Source organism: Campylobacter sp. 107 (assembly GCF_002383835.1).
In the GTDB taxonomy this organism is placed as follows: domain Bacteria; phylum Campylobacterota; class Campylobacteria; order Campylobacterales; family Campylobacteraceae; genus Campylobacter_D; species Campylobacter_D jejuni.
Window position 1 is genome coordinate 1 of the sequence record NZ_NXBA01000055.1, and the last position, 4268, is coordinate 4268.

The 4268-nt window shown below is 28.4% G+C and carries 5 protein-coding genes; 2 read left to right on the forward strand and 3 right to left on the reverse strand.

The features are described from left to right. The coding region (locus BGS40_RS06965; RefSeq protein ID WP_141085134.1) for a DUF2920 family protein at positions 1-662 on the reverse strand (662 nt) is incomplete at its 3' end. 60 nt (positions 663-722) lie between these two features. Here BGS40_RS06965 and BGS40_RS06970 point away from each other — a divergent pair. Both BGS40_RS06970 and BGS40_RS06975 read left to right on the forward strand, forming a co-directional pair. Continuing rightward, a complete protein-coding gene (locus tag BGS40_RS06970) occupies positions 723-2231 on the forward strand; it encodes an AMP-binding protein (protein ID WP_096738544.1) in 1509 nt (502 codons plus the stop codon). 39 nt (positions 2232-2270) lie between these two features. Further along, positions 2271-2498, forward strand: coding sequence for an acyl carrier protein (locus BGS40_RS06975; protein WP_002777686.1), 228 nt, complete (start codon positions 2271-2273; stop codon positions 2496-2498). On the opposite strand, the gene BGS40_RS06980 is transcribed toward BGS40_RS06975, so the two are convergent. Beyond that, on the reverse strand, positions 2495-3565 hold the full coding sequence (locus BGS40_RS06980) for an acyl carrier protein (RefSeq protein ID WP_096738545.1): 1071 nt from the start codon (positions 3563-3565) through the stop codon (positions 2495-2497). The genes BGS40_RS06975 and BGS40_RS06980 overlap by 4 nt on opposite strands. Before the next feature lie 15 nt (positions 3566-3580). After that, positions 3581-4268: DUF2920 family protein (locus tag BGS40_RS06985; protein WP_141085135.1), on the reverse strand; the 688-nt coding region annotated here is incomplete at its 5' end.

Genomic DNA, 4268 nt, shown 5'->3' on the forward strand with positions numbered 1-4268 from the left:
GAATTATCAATCACGCCATCCACATACCAAGGAGCTATCTTTGCTATGAGTAAAGATAGGTATCCTCCATAAGACCCCCCCCCATAAATTTTTGGTAAATCTGCAAATTCTGGAAAACGTTTAACTAAATCTTTTAAAGCATTGATATGATCAATAGCTGCCATAACGCCATAGTTTTGATAATCTCCATTGGGTGGGATAAAAGTTGAAGTAAATTTCGCTTGATAATTTTGCGCTAGTTTTCCTTGTGATTTTAAAGTAGTAATATAATGATCTAAATGATGATAATATTCTAAAGCATTATTAGAATTTAAATTTCTACTATCAATGTTAAAATCATTCAATACTTTAGAAAAATTTTCCAGATCTTCTTCTAAAAATTTTGCACTTGCATCGTATTTTAAAACATCTGAACGCCTTTGGCAAAAACAATGATAAAAAACATTTATTGTCACTACATCAAAATTTTTAGCAATATAATTTCTATAAGAATCTAAAAAATATATATTTGCATTAGCTCCATAACCTCCTATGACAAAAACTATAGCTTTGAGATCTTTTTCATCATCATAACTGATACGGTATTCAAGCTTACTAGTTCTTTTAATACCTAGTTCTACATCATCACAAGAATCGATTTCAAAGGTTTGGTTTATGAGCATATAAAGGCCTTTTTTATTAATTTATCGATATTATATTACAAAAAACTAAAAAGGCAAATCATGACAACCCATATCTACGATTTTTTAGAAAAAAATTTAAACAAATTTAGCGAAAAAACTGCTTTTGTAGAATCCTTTGCCAAAGAAAGAAAAGAAATCACTTATAAAGACTTTGATCTCTTTTCTAAAAAACTAGCCAGTGAAATTTTAAAAACTTTAGGAAATGATAATCCTACTCAAGCTCCTGTTTTAATCATCTTACCTAAGGGAATTGATTGTTTAATTTCATTTTTTGGAGTGGCATTAAGTGGAAATTTTTATACCCTTTTAGATGAAAAAAGTCCTAAAGAAAGAGTAGAAAAAGTCATAGAGGTTTTAAAACCTAAACTTTTTATCACTTCAAAGGATTTAAAATTTAATTTAGATTTGCCTACACTTTATACACAAGACTTTGAAAGTTTTAATATAGATGAGAGTTTGCTAAAAAACGCTAAAGAAAAACACATAGATACTAATTTACTCTATGTTTTCTTTACTAGCGGAAGCACAGGTATTCCTAAAGGAGTAAGCATAGCACATAAGAGTGTGATTGATTATACTTTTTGGGTGTGTGAGACTTTTAAATTTGATGAGAATGAAATTTTAGCCAATCAAGCACCATTTTATTTTGACAATAGTATTTTAGATATTTTTTCAAGTGTAAAATCAGGAGCGACTTTACACCTTTTACCTAATCATCTTTTTGCCTTTCCAAATAAAATTTTAGAATGTCTTGAAAAAGAAAAAGTAAGCACTATATTTTGGGTGCCTTCGGTGCTGATTTATTTTGCAAATACTGAAGCTTTGAATAATTTTAGTTTAAACGCCTTAAAAAAGATACTTTTTTGTGGTGAAATCATGCCCAATAAACAGCTAAATATTTGGCGTAAACACTTACCCAATGCTTTATTTGCCAACCTTTATGGTCCAACAGAAATCACTGATGTATGTTCTTTTTATATCATCAATCGTACTTTTAAAGATGAAGAACTTTTACCTATAGGCAAAGCATGTAAAAACACAGAACTTTTAGTTTTTGATGAAAATATGAATTTCATAAGTCCTAAACAAATAAGTGTTAAAGGGGAGCTTTACGTGCGTGGAACTTCTTTGTCTTTAGGGTATTATAATGACAAAGAAAAAACCAAACAAGCTTTTATTCAAAATCCTTTGCATGATAATTATTTAGATTTACTCTATAAAACAGGAGATATCGTTTCTTATAATGAATTTGGAGAGCTTTTATGCTACGGAAGGGCAGATAATCAGATAAAATATATGGGACATAGAATAGAACTTGGAGAAATAGAAAGCGTAATAAATTCTCATGTGAATATTAAAAACAGTGCTTGTATTTTTAAAGAAGATATTATTTGTTTTTATGAAAGCAAAGATGAGATTAATTTTAAAGCTTTTTTAAAAGATAAATTACCTTCTTATATGATCCCAAAAAATTTTATCAAAATTGACAAATTTAAGCTTAATCAAAATGGAAAAATTGATAGGAAAGTTTTAAAAGAACTTGTTTAAATAAATATTTTATAATTTCAAAAAACTAAAGGAGAAAAAATGCAAGAAATCAAACAATTTTTTATCAATATAGAAAGAACAGATATCAATGAGAGTATGGAAAATCTAGTAAGTGAAGATTTTATCGATAGTATCGATATCATGGCTTTGGTTGCTGAAATAGAAAAATTTTATAAAAAACCCTTAAAAGCAGAATTTATCACACCTGAAAATTTTGAAAGCTTTGAAAATATCAAAAAAATGCTTGAAACTGCAATGAAAGACTAATCTTTCCTTGCAAGTTCAAGCTGTTCTTTTAAAGAACTGATGATTTCATTTTTAGAAACAATAATTTGTACTATAAAATCCGCCACATCATCCCAATCTTTACTTAGCATATGGGTTAAAGTATAATTTTGTTCATATTCTTCCCAATTCACAGGAGTAAAAAGAGAATTTTTATGCGGGAAATATTTGTTTTTTACCCATTCAAGTGAAGAAGCAAAATAATCCGCATAAGCTTTAGCAATATCTTTTTGCACTGCAAATTTTAATCTTTTTTCTTTACTGCCTTCAAATTTTCTTCTTGCCATAAAAAGCAAAGAATTAAGATTATCTTGCTTTAAATCTTTTTGGTTTAATCTTGACATAAGTTCCATTCCTAAAAGATTAAAACTTTCATTTTTGGTTTGTTTTAAAACAAAACTCTCATCCCATTCAAGCCCTAAATGATAAACAAAATCTTTAAGCAAAGTCCCTCCTACATAATCCTCCATTAGAAGTCTTACTATCAAATTTTCTTCTCCAAATACCTCAGCATGAGTTTTACAAATCCACTCATAATCAAAAATATATTTTCTAGGATGATCTTGCGGAGCAAAATCAGCAGAATAATACCCCATATTGTTTTTATGATCTTGAGAGCAATGCGAATTTAAATAACCTAAAGTATCTCTAAAATACACAATAATATAAATTTGAGTAAAGCCTAACTCTCTCATAATCTTTTCTAAAATTTCTACATGTTTTTTGGTAGAAAAATCCCAAACTATACCCTCAGCTGAAAAAATAAATTTTTTATCTTTATGTAAAGCACTTTCGCTTTTAAAATTTTCTATAGTTCTAAGAAGTCTTTCATTTGTGATATGACTTAAAACACTCTCTTTTTTTAAAATATCTTCTTTTTGAACCAATTCTAAAACCATATCCACCAAAGCCCAATGTCTATTTGCCACTCTAAGACTTTTTGGATAAATATAAGCTTGATTTAACACTTTATTTTCATTTATAATAAGAAAATTTTGCAAGCTTGTCGTTCCAGTTTTTGGTGTTCCTATATGCAAATATGCTGTCATTTAATTTCCCTTGTTTTAATCTTTTATCTCTAATTTAAATTTATCTCCCACATCTTTAAAAGCAAACACTTTATTTCCACAAGGATAAGAGATAGAATTTTCTCGCATAAAAGATTTTCTTCCTTGTAGTTTTTCAAGCATTAAAGGAAGTTCTTTTCTAAATAAGGCTTTATCAGTCATTCTAAGCCCATGTTCTAAACTTTTTATAAATCTACCATCTACATCATTTTCATCTTTTATTAAATGTAAAGTAGCATCATATCCTAATTCTTGATAACATTTATAAAGCTCTATTTTGTTTTGCACTGATGCACGCGTATCTTGTAAACTATGATAACTCGAAAAAACAATATCACTATCAATATTTGCTTGAATTTTAAGATGATTTGAATTTAAAATTGCTCTAATTAAATAATTCTCATCCCCAAAATAATAAGAAGAATTTATATTTCTAGTCCAATATTTATACACAAAGCAATAAAGTCTAAGACTACTTCCTTCGAAATAAAATTCCCCTTGATTCATTTCTCTTCCTAAAATGCACACCAAGAATGGTAAGCAAACACCTGAATTATCAATCACGCCATCCACATACCAAGGAGCTATCTTTGCTATGAGTAAAGATAGGTATCCTCCATAAGACCCCCCCCCATAAATTTTTGGTAAATCTGCAAATTCTGGAAAACGTTTAACTAAATCTTTT

What these genes read in the sequence shown, in the direction of transcription:
- BGS40_RS06970 (WP_096738544.1), top strand. Translation starts at nt 723, where the DNA reads ATGACAACCCATATCTACGATTTTTTAGAAAAAAATTTAAACAAATTT.
- BGS40_RS06975 (WP_002777686.1), top strand. Translation starts at nt 2,271, where the DNA reads ATGCAAGAAATCAAACAATTTTTTATCAATATAGAAAGAACAGATATC.
- BGS40_RS06980 (WP_096738545.1), bottom strand. Translation starts at nt 3,565, where the DNA reads ATGACAGCATATTTGCATATAGGAACACCAAAAACTGGAACGACAAGC.